We start from the raw sequence: 12,583 nt of genomic DNA, 5'->3' as shown, positions 1-12,583 counted from the left end.
GGGCCGAGGCGTGGGGAGACTCTGGCGAGGAGTCAAGCGGCCTATTCGGCGGCGAGCTTCTGCGGGTCGTCACGCCCCGAGATTTGATCGGCGATGCGCGCGGCGAGGCGGGCGGCGACCTGTTCCTTGGGCATGCGGGGCCAGCGTTCTGCGCCATCGCGGGTGATCAGGGCGATCTCGTTTTCGAGGCCGCCCATGACATCGCCGGACACATCATTCGCAACGATCCAGTCGCACCCCTTGCGGGCGAGCTTTTCATTCGCGTGGCGCTCGACCTCTTCAGTCTCGGCGGCGAAGCCTATGACGAGGCCGGGGCGCTTTTTCTTCTTGTTGCTAAGCGTGCGGAGAATGTCCGGATTCTCGGCCAGCTCGATGGCGGGCGCGGCGCCCTTCCCTTTCAGCTTCAGCTTCTGGGTGGCCGTCTTGACGGGGCGCCAGTCCGCGACCGCGGCGACGGAGACGAAGACATCTGCGGGAAGCGCGTCCTCGCAAGCCTTGAGCATATCGCGCGCCGTTTCGACCTTTACGAGGTCAACCCCTTCCGGGGCGGGCAACGAGACAGGACCAGAGACAAGCGTGACGCGGGCACCTTCGGCGGCGAGCGCAATGGCGATGGAATAGCCCTGCTTGCCAGAGGAGTGGTTTGAAAGGTAGCGCACGGGGTCGAGCGGTTCGCGCGTCGGCCCGGCGGTGACGAGCGCATGGACACCCGCGAGGCGTTTCTTATCTGCAGGCGGACGAAGCATCGCTTGGATTTCCGCGACGATGCGGGAGACTTCCGGCAGGCGGCCGGGGCCAAACTCGCCGCAGGCCATCGGGCCTTCATCCGGCTCCATCACGGTGACACCATCGGCGCGGAGCTGGGCGACATTGCGCTGCGTAGCGGCATGACCCCACATGCGCACATTCATCGCGGGCACCATCAGCACTGGCTTGTCCGTCGCCAGAAGAGTCGTGGAGGCGAGATCATTGGCATGGCCATGCACGGCCTTCGCCATCAGGTCCGCCGTTGCCGGGCAGACGACGAGCAGATCGGCCGAGCGGGAAAGCTCGATATGGCCCATCTCGGTTTCGTCCGTCAGGTTGAACAACTCGGTATAGACCTTGTCGCCAGACAGGGCGGCGACCGAGAGCGGCGTTACGAACTCCGTGCCCGCCTTCGTGACGATGACACGCGAAGCGATCCCGCGGCGGCCAAGCTCGCGGATCAGCTCAAGGCTCTTATAGGCGGCAATGCCACCGCCAATGATGAGGAGGATGCGTTTGGAACTCATTTAGCCGCTATATCGGGTCTGACCTGCCCTGTTTCTAGCGTAAAAACCTTGATGCGGCCCCATCAAAACCCCTCGAATGCGAGGATGACCTCAACCTTCCGGCAAGGTTTGGACGGATCATTCGCCGACGCGGATCAGTTTGGCTGCCGTGCCTTTGCTGAAGCCATCACGGTTTTCCACCTTGATCACGCGGGCAGGCGAACTGGCCTTACCGGTGCGCCGGATGACGACCGTGGTCGAGGCCGAGCCATCATCGCCGAAAGTGTGGATCACCTGGCTTCGGCGTTCCGATGACGCGCAGCTTCCCTGGATGACGATCAGGGTATCGCGGGAACTGGCGCCCGAACTCAAGAGGACGGGGCTGTCGCAATTACCCCCGGCGAGCGTTTCTGCCTGCGCAGGCGTGGCCAGGAAAAGGCCAACAGCAAGAATAGCGGCGTATTTCATCGGTCCGGCTCCCTTCTGGCGGCGGAGCCTGAAAGGTAACCGAAGTCTTAAGGCTGCGAAGCGCTTACGCCCCTGACGGGAACCTCACAGGGAAGGACGCGCCACACCCGCGAGAAATTCGCCTGATCTCAGGCCTGTCTTGGTTTCAGTTGCGCGAGGAAGGCCAGGCCTTCTGCCGATTGCCCTTCCCCGGTGGCTTTCTTGGGAAGGTTTTCGCAGAACTCCACGAATGGAAGCTTCGACTCAACGCCGAATTGGGTTTCCAGAACAACCTCTTCGGGATGATCGAGGCTGCCGATGGTGACGTATTGCGCTGCCCCTTCCCAATCATAGAGAAAGCCGAGCGGTGTGCCGCAATCGGGACAGAAGGCGCGGGCCGCCAGATTGGAACTCCAGAACACGGGCGGCGCCTCGCCAACCCAGCGGAACTGGTCCTTCGGGGCGCCGACCAGCGCCGCGAAGAGGCCGCCGGTCGCCCGCTGACACATGCGGCAGTGGCAGACATGGCCGCTTTTCAGCACATCCATTTCATAGCGATATTTTCCGCACTGACAGCCGCCTGAATGTGACATCTGATCCTCCGGTGTTGCGCGCAACATGCCGTTGGCCAAGAACACCGGCAAGAGGGTCAGTTGACTTCCAGAACAACCCAGGCGGCGATACCGGCGAGGGCTACGACCAGCCCGAACCAGCCCCACCAGGGCGCAAAACGCTCTTTTGCAGGCGGCGGCGCGGGCTCCGCATCGAGGCTTTTCTCGAACCGGTCCATAACCTCGGGCAGGCGCTTCAGGCGGTTTGTCACTTCACGGACATTCTCGGCGACAAGGCGCGCGGCGCCTTCGGGGCCGAAATTCCGGCGCATCCAGTCCCCGATTACCGGCTCGGACGCGTTCCAGATATTGTGGCTGGGGTCGATAGCACGCGCGACGCCCTCGACCTGCACCATGGTTTTCTGCAGCAACACCAGCTCTGGCCGCAGGGCCATGCCGAAGGTGTGCGTGTAGTCGAATAGCTGCAGCAGGACGCGGCCCATCGAAACTTCCTCAGCGGGCCGGCCAAACAGCGGCTCACCGATCGAGCGCAGCGCCTGGGCAAAATCCCCGACAGACTGGTGCGGGGGCACATAGCCCGCTTCGAAATGCACCTCGGCAATACGGTGATAATCGCGCTTCAGGAAACCCCAGAGGATTTCAGCGAGGAAGCGACGCTCGACAATGCCGATCCGCCCGATGATGCCGAAATCGACCAGGGCGATCTGGCCATCCGGCGTGAGGATGGCGTTGCCTTCGTGCATGTCGGCATGGAAAACGCCGTAATTGATCGCGCTGGCGAGGAAGCCTTGCGTGATGTCATTGGCGAGCTTTTTCCGGTCGAGGCCCGGCTGGTCCAGAACGCCGGCGGTGGTCAGCGGCGTGCCCTCGATCCATTCGGCGGTGAGTACGCGCTTGCCGGTCCGCTCCCAGTCCACCTTCGGCACACGGAAGAAACCGGTTTTTGCGTAGATCTCACGCATCTCGTCCGCCCCGCCCGCTTCAAGGCGAAGGTCGGTCTCCCGCAGCATGGCGCTGGCGATCGTTTCGGTGAACGCGACCGGCTTGAGGCGGCGGCTTTCGGAAGAGACGCCCTCGATCGTGCGCGCGGCGCGGCGCATGGCAGACAGCTCAAGCTCCAGCTGGCGCTCGATGCCGGGCCGCAGGATCTTCACCGCGCGGTCGCCGTCCGCCAGCTTCATCCGGTGCACCTGCGCAAGGGACGCGGCCGCCACAGGCTCCGCCAGGTCCGGGAAGAGCCGGGCTGCTTCAGCCGGACCAAACTCGGCAACGAGCGCGGCGCGGGCCTGCTTCATTGAAAAAGGCGGCAGCTTGTCCTTGAGGCGGGAGAGGTCGCCGGCGACTTCCGAGCCGAACACGTCCGGGCGCGTTGCCAGGAACTGGCCAAGCTTGATGTAGGCGGGGCCAAGCCGTTCCAGCGCGTGGGCCAGACGTTCGCCAGGGCGGCCCTTGGCGCCGCCGCCGAACACCCGGAGAAAGCCGCCCGCAATGCGGGCCGGCAATGGCAGGCGCGATTGGTATTCCCCCGGCAGGATCACGTCGTGACGGGCAAGCGCGGTGCCCGCGCGCATCAGGCGGCGATAGTCGGAAAACGCTTTCAGCACGGCGCGCCCACCCGGCCTGCGGAACCAGAAACGATGCTGGCGCGTTGATACCGCACAGAAACACTTTCAGGGAGGCTGTTATGGCCAACTCGACCGGTTCTTCCGGCAACGGACTGCTTTACTTCATTATCGGCGCCATCGTTGCGGGCGCGGCTGCGTTCGGCATCTATTACTTCACCGAGGGTGGCGGCGCCAAAGACAAGGCCAGCCTTGAGATTTCCGTCAGCGATGACGGCATCAAGATTGATGGCGACTGACCCCGGCAGCATCAGACGGCCCAGCCAAAGTGCAGGGCCGCAATGCCGCCCGAATAGTTCGTGACAGACACCTGGCTGAAGCCAGCGCCCTCGATCTCTGACCGGAAGGTTTGTTGATCGGGGAATTTGCGGATGGATTCGATCAGATACTGATAGCTTTCGCGGTCCCCGGCGACGAGTTCGCCCATGCGCGGAATGACCGAGAAGCTGTAGGCGTCATATGCCTGCTGCAATGCGGGCACTGTCATGTGGCTGAATTCGAGCACGGCCAGGCGCCCGCCAGTCTTCAGCACGCGGCGGAATTCCCGCAGGCCCGCCACGCGGTCTGCAAAGTTCCGGATGCCGAAAGAAACGGTCACCGCGTCAAAGGTCTTGTCGGCCCAGGGCAGGTTCTGCCCATCGGCGCACACCCAGTTGAGGCGGTCGCCCCATTTGGCATTGTCAGAGCGCGCCTTGCCCGCTTCGAGCATGGCGTCGTTGATATCCGACACGATGGCGGTGGCTTCGCGCGGATCGCCGCGGCGGCGGCCTGCCTTGTCGGCAAGATCGAGGAAGGCGCGCGCAAGCTCGCCCGTGCCCCCGGCTACATCGAGATGCCGCTCGCCGGGCTGCGGGTTCAGCCGGTTCATTGCGTCATGCTTCCAGAGGCGGTGCACGCCCGCGCTCATCAGGTCATTCATCACGTCATAGCGGGACGCAACCGAGCGGAAGACCCCCTTCACCCGGGCAACCTTCTCGGATTCCGTCACATCTTCGAAGCCGAAGGAGACGATGCGTTCTTTGCTGTCCTGATCTGTCATGGGCGCCTATCTTAACCGCGTTTGCCTTAGCGTATATGCGATAACGATGCCTGAATTACCTGAAGTCGAGACAGTTCGCCGCGGACTGGCCCCCGTGATGGAGGGCCGGGTGATCCTGCGTGCCGAACAGCGGCGGGCAGACCTGCGATTTCCCCTGCCCGACCGGTTCGTAGAGCGGCTGTCCGGCGCGCGGATCGAGCGGCTCGCGCGGCAGGCGAAATTCTTGGCGGCCTACCTTTCCACCGGCGAAGTGCTGGTGATGCACCTGGGCATGACGGGGCGGTTCACCATTTCCGGCCAGATGCCGGGAGAGTTCCATTACGCCCCCGCCGGCCTTGCCGCGCATGACCATGTCATCTTCCACATGGAGGGCGGCGAGACGGTGACTTATAACGATCCCCGCCGGTTCGGCTTTATGGAACTCTGGCCAACCGCAGAATTCATGGCTTATCCAAGGTTAACGGCGATGGGGCCCGAGCCCCTCTCGAACCGCTTCTCCCCTGCTTATCTCGATGAAGCACTCGCCGGAAAGGCCGCTCCGATCAAGGCAGCATTGCTGGACCAGAAAGTGATTGCGGGGCTGGGCAATATCTATGTCTGCGAGGCGCTGTTCCGGGCGGGGATTTCGCCTAAGCGGCTGTCGAAATCGATTCCCGGCCAGCGGGCGGCGCGGCTGGCGCCCGCGATCAACAGCGTGATTGCCGAGGCAATCGAGGCGGGCGGCTCGTCAATTTCCGACTTTGCGGCGACCGATGGCGCGCTCGGCTATTTCCAGCACCGTTTTGACGTTTACGACCGCGAGGGCGCGCCCTGCAAACGCTGCGGCACGGAAATCCGAAGGATCGTCCAGTCCGGACGCTCCACATTCTATTGCCCGAGCTGTCAGCGATAGGGTTTCAGCCCCAGCGAATTAAGCGGCGCGCCGAAGCCGCCAGCGACCAGCCCAGCCAGGAGCGGCGGCGCGGGCCAGAGACGGAGCAATGGCGCCGCGAGCCGGTCGCGCAGCCAGGGCATGACGGCGTCGTCCGACTGGTAAACCGGCGTGAAGGCCCAGGTCATCAGCTGGTAGAGCCGGATATGCCGCGCCCGCAGGCGCCGGAAACGGGCGAGCGCCGCGCTGACATCCTCTGCGCCCGTCAGCGCAATGAGCAAACCGTAGGCATCCAGCAGAGCCATATTGGCCCCCTGGCCAAGCTGGGGGCTGGCGGCGTGCCAGGCGTCGCCCATATGGACAAGGCGGCCCTCGGTGACCGGCCAATGCGTGCGGTGGCGATAACGGGCGAAGGTGAGCTGGTCTTGATCCGTAATCTGATCGAGCAGCAGCTGCGTCTCCGGCCAGAGGCGGCGGGCCGCATCTTTCCAGTGATTGAGCGGCGCGGCGCGGAAGCCCTCATACTGATCTGCCCGGATGGACCAGAAATAGGTGAGGCTTTCCGGCGCGTCGGGCGCCAGCCTTCCAGACGGCATGACACCGGCCATCTTCCGGGCCGCCTCATAGCGCTGCTCCAGCGCCAATCGGTCAAAGTTGCTTTCCTCCGGCCAGGGCAGCGTGGCCCACAGTGCGCCATAGGCCAGCTCTTTTCGCGGCGCCGAGGAGAGCGGCGAGCGCACGCCAAGCGCGTCGACCACGAGGCCGTATGGCCCATGCGCACCGCCCGCAGCATCAACCAGCATACCGCTTTCAGGATTGGCCGTCGTAATTCGCGTGCCCGTCACAAGCCGCGCGCCGGACGCATTGGCGGCGGCGTAGAGCACGCCGAACAGCACCGAGCGCTGAATGCCAAGGCCGGAGAGGCTCGCCCGCAGCGCCGCATAGCGCACGTCCAGCACCGACCGGCCCGTGTCCACTGAAATGCCCCACAGGCGCGCAATGGGTGAGCCGAGCGCTTCAACATCCTCCCTCAGGCCAAGGGTGCCGAGCACGGCAAGCCCCGTTTCCTGCAGCATCAGGCCAGAGCCGACGGGCCCGGCCACGTCAAACTGGTCAAACAGGGTGACCCTGTGCCCGGCGCGCGCCAGCAGGATGGCTGCCGCCAGCCCGCCAATCCCGGCCCCGGCTATGCCGATATGATAGTTCTGCGCCATGTGGTGCCCCCGCGCCGCCAGTTACAGAACCATTCAGAATGCGGGCGCCAAACGCAAGGCCTGCGACATCATTGCGGAATGCGGGTGTCGCGCGCGTTGAGATTGATCCCGACATTGCGGCGGCTCGACTCTGGCGTCAGGATGATATATCTGCGCCGAATATCAATCTGCACACGGAACATCGACAGAAGGTCCAACCCAATCAGCATTGCGGGCTCGCCTGCAAGACCGAGATCCTCGAACAGGGGCGGATCGACAACAATCATGTTCAATTTGCTGACGCTGAACTTTGCTACGGAGAGCCGCTTTACCGAAGATATCGACACTTCCAGCCGGCCACCAGTGGCGCCAATCAATTGCTGGGTCAGCTCATCTTCAGGCTTTGCCCCGGACGCCTTTGCCATTTCGGAATTGATGAAGGTGAATGGCGACCCGGTGTCGATCAGCGCCCTTCCCCGGACGCCATTCACCCGCACCTCAGTAAAGAACAGGCCATTCTCAACGATCAGGTTTCCGCGCCCGGAATTTCCATGGTCACCCTCGGGGCGCCCATCATAGGCTGAGAAGCGCGCGCTGGGAAAATCAAAATCCAGCACATCACTGCCGAAAGCTGCCGCCGGAATGACGAGCGGCGCGCCCGGCATCTGCTCCCGATCATTGTAGGCCGCGGCCAGCTTGTTCAGCCGGACGGTGCCGACACTGACATGGCCAATTTCGATCAACGGAAACTCCCGCTCTCCGAGCAGGCCGAATACCGGCACCAGCCCTGCAGTCGCGACCGGCGTCCCGATGCCCGCCTCGTCAGCGACGGATTGATGGATCATTGCCGCCGTAGCTGCAGTATCGATGATTGCGTCAATTGCCGGAGCATCATTCACGCTGACTCGCGCCGTAAAATAGCCTGCCTCGCTGCGTTGCAGCGGAATCGGGTTCTGACCGACAGATGCGAAGACAAATGTCGGCAAGCCACAGAAGACGATCAGAATGCAGACCAGTCGCCCGACAGCCGGAAGCCATCGCTTTTGATTTATACGCTTACTGTGCATCGGCAGATCCTCCCGTATCTTCCCGGCACTTGACGGCGAGCATGCCACATTCCGGCGCCTTTCGCCAGAAGCGTCACACCATACCGCCGTCCGTTGGCAGGCCCAGCAGGACGCGGCCCGTCAGCTCCAGCGTTGCAGGCGCAGTGACGATATGCTGGGTGATGGCGTGGGCATCGCGAAACCGGCGCTGCAGGTCGCTCGCCTCAAACAAGGCAGCGCCGCCGCCCAGATCGTAGAGCGTCCGGCAAATATCCGCGCCTGTCCTCGTCATGTGCGTGCAGGCGAGGCGCAGGTCCGCCCGCGCCTCTATCGGTATTTCGCCGTCGCTAAGGGCAATCTGCCAGACACGGTCAATCTCGGCGAAAAGATAAGCCCGGGCCGCGCGCCAATCCGCCATACAGCGGGCATACTCCGCCTGAATGATATGCCGCTCACTGAGCGTTTTGGCTGAACCCTGGCTTTTCTTGGCGCCCGCCAGGTCCGCAAATGCTTCAAGGCTGCCACGCGCGTTCCCCATGGCGACAGCGGAGACGCCGAGCGCAAGCAAGCCAAACGCCGGAAATTTGTAAAGCGCCCCGCTTTCCCGTGGTATGTCCGCCACGAGGGAAACCGACCGGCCTTTGGGGACCAGAATGTCCTTCACCTCGATATCGCCGGAGCCCGTCCCCTTCAGGCCCATCACATGCCAGGTGTCATGCAAGATCGCCTCGCTTGCCGGGAACACCATCATCCGGGCGTCGGGCGCGCCGGAAGGCAGGCGCTTCATCTCGCCATTTTCCCAGATCGTGCATCCGCCGCACAGCCAGGTGCAGTTGGCCGAACCCGACCCCCACTGCCAACGGCCTGAGACGCGGTAGTGATCCCCCTCGACCACAGCGCGCCCCATCGGGGCAAACACGCCGCCGGTGATCGTCATTGGATCGGCATATACGTCGCGCGCGTTTTCCGCGGACATATAGGCCGCATTGAGCGCCGTCGTTGCAGCGATCATCACGCACCAACCCGCGCTTGCATTGGCGGCCGAGGCCGCTTCAGTCACCTCGACAATCTCTCGCGGGGAGCATTCAAGCCCCCCCAGGGATCTGGGTGTCACCATCCGGAAGACGCCGGTTGCCGCCAGCTTGGCCGCCAGATCCGCCGGCAGTCGCCGCGCCACCTCCATCTCCGCGGCCCGGGCGGCGAGCTCCGGCAGAAGGGGCACCAGTCTCTCCATCGGGACCACCTCTCGCGGCATGATCATTCGCCCCCCTCGCCAGCGCGGTAAATACTGATCCCGTCCTTGAAGGTTTCGACGACCCGGACGTCTCTCAGTGAAGCAGGGTCCACGCTCAGCGGATTGGCCGACAGGATCACAAGATCGGCAAGCTTGCCGGGCGAGATCGATCCTTTCTGTCCCTCTTCAAAATATTGATAGGCCGCATTCGCGGTAATCGCCTTGAGCGCGTCGCGCGGGGTTGCGCGCTGATCAGGCCCCAGCACGGCGCCAGAACGGGTCTCCCGGTTTTCCGCCACCCAGAGCAGTCGGATCATGTCCGGCGGCACAACGGGCGCATCATTATGGATCGTATACGGAATTCCAAGATCGGCCGCAGCCGCCATAGGGCTGATGAAGGATGCCCGGTCAGGCCCCATCACCGAATCCCGGTGCCAATCGCCCCAGAAGAAGGGATGAGCGGCAAAGAAGGAAGGAATTATACGGGCTGCCGCCACTTCCTCCAACTGGTCCTGCCTCGCGGTCTGGGCATGAATAATAACCGGCCGCAGATCTACCTCCGCATAATCGGCAATCGCCGGCACTGCGATGTCCAGAAACTGGTCAATAGCGCGGTCGCCATTGGCATGCGCGATCACCTGGATCCCCCGCGCGAATGCCTGGTCAATCAGCGACGCCACGCTCTCGTCGGAATAAATGGCATATCCGGAATAATCGCTCCCCTGCCCAGGCGGCGGCACGACATAGGGACGGGTAAACCAGGCTGTTTTTCCTTGCGGCGACCCGTCCAGCACCAGCTTGATCCCACCAACCCGGAAATGACCGTCATAGCTTTTCGACGTCGTAAAATCCTCGCCAATCGAAGCGCCGTTCGAAAAATGCTGGTAGGCGACGACATCGAGATAAAGGTCGCCGGCGGCGGCCACTTTACGTAAGTCTTCTATCTGCTGGGGTCGCGCCGCGCCTTCCTGCACCGTGGTGATTCCGTAAGACGCGTAGAGTTTCTGTACCTCAGCAATGCCCGACAGGCGTTGGCTCTCGACAGGCTGTGGCATCTTCTGGAACACGAAGTAAAGCGCCGCCTCTTCCAGAACACCGCTCGGCGTTTTCCCATCCGCTTCGCGCCGGATCACGCCGCCGGGCGGGTCTTGAGTCTCCGGGGTAATTCCCAGTGCGGCAAGGCAGGGTGTGTTGCAGGAGGCAAGATGCGCAGAGGTGTGCATCAGCAGGATCGGCTTTTCCGAAGACACCGCGTCAAGGTCACCGCGAACGGGATGGCGTTGCTCCGCAAGCAGAGAATCGTCATATCCCCACCCTGTGATCCAGGGGGCTTCGGGATGGGCGTCGGCCCAGTCGCGCAACACCTGCTGCAGCTCCGTCATATCGCGCACAGGGCCTGCTGGCGGCGGCTGAAGATTGGCCATCGCCGCAGCCTGCGCCATCATGGCAAAGTGGCCATGTGTATCGATGAAACCAGGCAGCAGGGCCGCGCCTCCAAGGCTGCGCAGTTCTGCGCCCTTGCCTGCCTGCAGGAGCACTTCCTCACGCGGCCCAACCGCCAGAATACGTCCGTCGCGAATGGCAACCGCTTCGGCCGCTGGGATCGCGTCGTCCATTGTGACGATGTCGGCGTCAACCAGAACCAGCGTGCCGGTGCCATCTGGCTGCGGCGAAGTTGGCCCGCTGCATGATGCGGTCAAGCTGATGCCGAACGCGGCGGCTGCAACCCGAATCCTGTTCACTGCTGAAACTGACACAGACTTCCTTCCCCATATTATTACTTGTTTTGGGGAACCATCGGCCAAACCGACGGTCTCTGGCAAGCCTTACAAATCGAGTGGCCTATTGTTCGAGTAGCACACGCAGCTTTTCCGGCGCCGCATGATGCCAGGAAAGGGTAAGCGCAGAGCGCAGTGTTGTCAGATCACATTTCACCAGGCGGATCGATGTGGCACCCTTCTCTCCCCATTTGTTGGGAACAGGGAAGAATATCTCAGGCTCTGCTTCGCACAGCATCTGCTGCTCATCGACGGTGAGGAAAACGTTCGAAAATTCATGATGCGGCGGCAGGGTGCAAAAGATCTTTCCCTTCGGCGCGTCCACCCGAAAACTCGTCCAGTCAAAGTGCGGTCGCTCAATCGTGCGGGGCAACCGCAGCGCTTCCATGCGCAGCTTTTCCGGCTTGATCATATCGACAGCGCCCCAAGCACCACAGCCGTCGTAAGCGCCGTAATCAGGATACAGAAATAAATGCCGTCGAGCGTGATGACCCGCAGGATCGAGCTAAATACCCCCCGCTCGTAAACTACACGGTTGAGCCGGTAGAGATACCAGTTGGAATAAACCAGCAGGGCCAGCGTCACCCAGCCTCCCCCGATGAGGAAGGACAGGATCACGCCGATCGTCATCGCAAAGAAGAGCGCTGAATGGAAATGCAGCGACACGATGAAGTGATCAAAGAAGAAGAACCTACGCCGCCAGAGATACACGAGTGCCAGAAGACAAGCGTAGACCGGCAGCATGACGAACATCAGGCGCGGAATCCATTCTTGGGTTTTCTCAGCCAGGCGTCCGGGATTGTCCATCACCTCTGCGAAGCGGGCGGCTTCAGCGTCGCCCTCGTTGCCAGCCTGGCGAACTGAGTCCAGTGCTTCTTTCGGCATAAAGCCTACCCATTCGCCTTCACCCGTCTGAGAGGCAGGCTCTTCGCCCGGCTTGGCGGGCGGATCGGGAATGAAGGCATCCGGCCCGCTCTGCCAGAGTGCCTCGACCTCATTGATGCCATCCAGCGCACCACGGTACTCTTCATCCGTCATCTCGCCTGCAGCATAGGCTCTTTCGATTTCCGCGCGCGCTTCCCCGAAATTCTGCGCGCCATCCGGCACGATATTGAACCCCTGCCCGGTCACCAGCGGCAGCACGACGAAGAAAATCAGCGACGCCAGAACATACAGGCGGAAGGGCGGAATGAACCGCGCCCGCTGGCCATCAAGATAAGCCTTGGTCATCCGCCCCGGACGGATCAGCAGGGCGGGCAATGTGCGCGCGATGCGGCCATCAACCGAAAACAGCGTTTCCACCCCCTCGCCGATCAGCGACCAGAAAGGCCGCCGCATGCTTTTGGCGCTTTGCCCGCAATGCTGACAAAACTCGCCTGCCAGTTCGGCCCCGCAATTTCGGCAATGGGTATCGGGACTGCTGCCACCTTTCGGCCCGGCAAGTCCGGCGGCCGCATCGGCTGCCGCATGCTCCATCGCGGCCCCCGCAGCATCTCCGAATGAATCGCTCATAGTCCCTCCCATTGAG

General features: G+C 62.7%; 13 protein-coding genes. 2 read left to right on the top strand and 11 right to left on the bottom strand.

What is annotated here, in order from left to right:
* Positions 1-41: 41 nt before the first annotated feature.
* The 4 genes from coaBC to K1X12_RS05285 all read right to left on the bottom strand — a co-directional run bounded on the left by coaBC (position 42) and on the right by K1X12_RS05285 (position 3,843).
* Positions 42-1,274 carry a bifunctional phosphopantothenoylcysteine decarboxylase/phosphopantothenate--cysteine ligase CoaBC gene (gene coaBC, locus K1X12_RS05300; protein ID WP_220986584.1) on the bottom strand — a complete coding sequence of 411 codons (1,233 nt, stop codon included), beginning with the start codon at positions 1,272-1,274 and terminating at the stop codon, positions 42-44.
* A 117-nt stretch (positions 1,275-1,391) separates the two neighbouring features.
* Positions 1,392-1,721: a hypothetical protein gene (locus K1X12_RS05295; protein ID WP_220986583.1), complete on the bottom strand. Its 330-nt coding sequence runs from the start codon at positions 1,719-1,721 to the stop codon at positions 1,392-1,394.
* Between the two features lie 128 nt (positions 1,722-1,849).
* Entirely contained in the window at positions 1,850-2,293 is a 444-nt protein-coding gene (locus K1X12_RS05290) for a GFA family protein (protein ID WP_220986582.1), read from the bottom strand.
* A gap of 56 nt (positions 2,294-2,349) precedes the next feature.
* Positions 2,350-3,843: an AarF/UbiB family protein gene (locus K1X12_RS05285; protein WP_225908057.1), complete on the bottom strand. Its 1,494-nt coding sequence runs from the start codon at positions 3,841-3,843 to the stop codon at positions 2,350-2,352.
* Between the two features lie 113 nt (positions 3,844-3,956).
* Here K1X12_RS05285 and K1X12_RS05280 point away from each other — a divergent pair, with 113 nt between their 5' ends.
* Positions 3,957-4,133 carry a hypothetical protein gene (locus K1X12_RS05280; protein WP_220986581.1) on the top strand — a complete coding sequence of 59 codons (177 nt, stop codon included), beginning with the start codon at positions 3,957-3,959 and terminating at the stop codon, positions 4,131-4,133.
* A gap of 11 nt (positions 4,134-4,144) precedes the next feature.
* Here K1X12_RS05280 and K1X12_RS05275 read toward each other — a convergent pair whose 3' ends face one another.
* A complete protein-coding gene (locus K1X12_RS05275; RefSeq protein WP_220986580.1) occupies positions 4,145-4,933 on the bottom strand; it encodes a class I SAM-dependent methyltransferase in 789 nt (262 codons plus the stop codon).
* A 46-nt stretch (positions 4,934-4,979) separates the two neighbouring features.
* On the opposite strand from K1X12_RS05275, the gene mutM reads away from it, so the two are divergent.
* The gene (mutM, locus tag K1X12_RS05270) at positions 4,980-5,825 is read left to right on the top strand and encodes a bifunctional DNA-formamidopyrimidine glycosylase/DNA-(apurinic or apyrimidinic site) lyase (protein ID WP_225907881.1); all 846 of its coding nucleotides are present in this window, start codon (positions 4,980-4,982) and stop codon (positions 5,823-5,825) included.
* On the opposite strand, the gene K1X12_RS05265 is transcribed toward mutM, so the two are convergent.
* The 6 genes from K1X12_RS05265 to K1X12_RS05240 form a co-directional block, all read right to left on the bottom strand.
* Positions 5,816-7,018 (bottom strand): FAD-dependent oxidoreductase, encoded by a 1,203-nt coding sequence (locus K1X12_RS05265; RefSeq protein ID WP_220986578.1) that lies wholly within the window; start codon positions 7,016-7,018, stop codon positions 5,816-5,818. The two genes, mutM and K1X12_RS05265, sit on opposite strands and share 10 nt — an antisense overlap.
* Before the next feature lie 68 nt (positions 7,019-7,086).
* Positions 7,087-8,064, bottom strand: coding sequence for a retropepsin-like aspartic protease (locus K1X12_RS05260; protein WP_220986577.1), 978 nt, complete (start codon positions 8,062-8,064; stop codon positions 7,087-7,089).
* Positions 8,065-8,137: 73 nt separating this feature from the next.
* Entirely contained in the window at positions 8,138-9,304 is a 1,167-nt protein-coding gene (locus K1X12_RS05255; RefSeq protein ID WP_225907880.1) for an acyl-CoA dehydrogenase family protein, read from the bottom strand.
* Entirely contained in the window at positions 9,301-10,977 is a 1,677-nt protein-coding gene (locus tag K1X12_RS05250) for an amidohydrolase (protein ID WP_225907879.1), read from the bottom strand. Before K1X12_RS05250 ends, K1X12_RS05255 begins: the two co-directional genes overlap by 4 nt.
* 142 nt (positions 10,978-11,119) lie before the next feature.
* Complete coding sequence (locus K1X12_RS05245) at positions 11,120-11,467, bottom strand: MmcQ/YjbR family DNA-binding protein (protein WP_220986576.1); 348 nt, start codon at positions 11,465-11,467, stop codon at positions 11,120-11,122.
* Positions 11,464-12,567 (bottom strand): DUF3667 domain-containing protein, encoded by a 1,104-nt coding sequence (locus K1X12_RS05240; protein ID WP_220986575.1) that lies wholly within the window; start codon positions 12,565-12,567, stop codon positions 11,464-11,466. Before K1X12_RS05240 ends, K1X12_RS05245 begins: the two co-directional genes overlap by 4 nt.
* Positions 12,568-12,583: the final 16 nt, after the last annotated feature.

Source organism: Hyphomonas sediminis (assembly GCF_019679475.1).
GTDB lineage: Bacteria > Pseudomonadota > Alphaproteobacteria > Caulobacterales > Hyphomonadaceae > Hyphomonas > Hyphomonas sediminis.
This window is presented reverse-complemented; position numbering and strand designations above follow the sequence as displayed.

Coding starts and splice junctions, on each gene's coding strand:
- coaBC (WP_220986584.1), bottom strand. CDS start 1,274: ATGAGTTCCAAACGCATCCTCCTCATCATTGGCGGTGGCATTGCCGCC.
- K1X12_RS05295 (WP_220986583.1), bottom strand. CDS start 1,721: ATGAAATACGCCGCTATTCTTGCTGTTGGCCTTTTCCTGGCCACGCCT.
- K1X12_RS05290 (WP_220986582.1), bottom strand. CDS start 2,293: ATGTCACATTCAGGCGGCTGTCAGTGCGGAAAATATCGCTATGAAATG.
- K1X12_RS05285 (WP_225908057.1), bottom strand. CDS start 3,843: ATGCGCGCGGGCACCGCGCTTGCCCGTCACGACGTGATCCTGCCGGGG.
- K1X12_RS05280 (WP_220986581.1), top strand. CDS start 3,957: ATGGCCAACTCGACCGGTTCTTCCGGCAACGGACTGCTTTACTTCATT.
- K1X12_RS05275 (WP_220986580.1), bottom strand. CDS start 4,933: ATGACAGATCAGGACAGCAAAGAACGCATCGTCTCCTTCGGCTTCGAA.
- mutM (WP_225907881.1), top strand. CDS start 4,980: ATGCCTGAATTACCTGAAGTCGAGACAGTTCGCCGCGGACTGGCCCCC.
- K1X12_RS05265 (WP_220986578.1), bottom strand. CDS start 7,018: ATGGCGCAGAACTATCATATCGGCATAGCCGGGGCCGGGATTGGCGGG.
- K1X12_RS05260 (WP_220986577.1), bottom strand. CDS start 8,064: ATGCACAGTAAGCGTATAAATCAAAAGCGATGGCTTCCGGCTGTCGGG.
- K1X12_RS05255 (WP_225907880.1), bottom strand. CDS start 9,304: ATGATCATGCCGCGAGAGGTGGTCCCGATGGAGAGACTGGTGCCCCTT.
- K1X12_RS05245 (WP_220986576.1), bottom strand. CDS start 11,467: ATGATCAAGCCGGAAAAGCTGCGCATGGAAGCGCTGCGGTTGCCCCGC.
- K1X12_RS05240 (WP_220986575.1), bottom strand. CDS start 12,567: ATGAGCGATTCATTCGGAGATGCTGCGGGGGCCGCGATGGAGCATGCG.